Here is a 1,178-nt window from a genome sequence, read left to right as displayed (position 1 = left end):
CCTCAATTTTCAAGTCAAGTGCAACGATGATAACGAATTCTTGATAGTGGTCTAGGCTGTCACGCCATGCATCGGTAGTAATCGCATGGGCGAAGATAGTTCAGAATACGTCTGGGACGATGGTTCAGTGCGGATTGGACTGCTTGAATTTCAACCAGGGTAACTGCTCTGAGAGACTTCCCTTTCGGGAAGAATTCCCTAAGCAGTCCATTGGCGTTCTCGTTTGTGCCACGCTCCCAAGGCGAGTACGGATGTGCGAAGTAAATCTGGGTTCCAACAATCTCTGATAACTTGGCAAACTCGGAACCATTGTCAAAAGTGATACTCTCAAATTCCTTGGCCCCGTAGTCGTCGATCGTGTCCTGCAAGGCTTTAAGGCAGGTGCCCGCATGATAGTCAGGAATCTTGACGATGATCTCAGTCCGGCTGTACCGTTCTGTGAGCGTCATTAATGCTGGCTCATCAGCTAAGCGAATACCCTTGACCAAGTCGCCTTCCCAATGTCCCACGCCTGTGCGGTCATTCACGGCCGCAGGACGCAACTCGATTGAGTCGCCGTATATCTTCTTATTCTTGCGCTTGTGGGCGTTCTTATAGCCTTTGATGCGGCGTCGGAGCTTCTTGGGAAGTGTCATGTTGTCTAGCTCAAGCAGCCCGGCGTCGATGTAGCGATACACAGTTGTCGTTGAAGGGCAAGCCTTGCCCTGGTCGCGATAGAAGTGTACGAAGCTATCAACGCTGTGTACGCGCGGCTTACGAGTAAGCTCCCTGGAGAGAGCCTTGAAGAACGCACGGCCGGTCTTAAGAAAGGCGTAGTGACCGGTTCTATCGCGTTTACGGTCGTGCATGGCTTGGGCAGTTTCCGCAAGATAGACTTGATGCGAGTGACGCTTCGAGTCGAGCTGAGTTACAGATCCACGCGTGATTTCTCGTGAGATTGTCGCTTTACTGCGATGAAGCTTCTGTGCAATCACGGTCGCGGTGTCACCAGCAGCCTGAAGGGCCTGAATTGTAGCACGGTCGCTAAAACTGAGTTGTTGGTAATGCTTGTGAGTGTTAGTCTGAGAGTGGGTCATGAAGATTCCTGCTTTCTTGTTTAGCTAGCACTAACAAGAATAGGTCTTCATGGCCTTTATGGTCTAGTCGTCAGGGTGTTGCACTTGAATTGTAAACTGGGG

1 protein-coding gene is annotated in these 1,178 nt (G+C 50.8%); it reads right to left on the bottom strand.

Going from position 1 to position 1,178, the window contains the following annotated elements; translation table 11 throughout:
* Positions 1 to 59 precede the first annotated feature (59 nt).
* On the bottom strand, positions 60 to 1,076 hold the full coding sequence (locus tag ACWPAB_RS15310; protein WP_011674977.1) for an IS30 family transposase: 1,017 nt from the start codon (positions 1,074 to 1,076) through the stop codon (positions 60 to 62).
* Positions 1,077 to 1,178 lie beyond the last annotated feature (102 nt).

The sequence above is a fragment of the Lacticaseibacillus sp. 30 genome, from assembly GCF_053819265.1.
The sequence above is the reverse complement of the archived record's forward strand: the minus strand, read 5'-3'. Positions and strand labels throughout refer to the sequence as shown.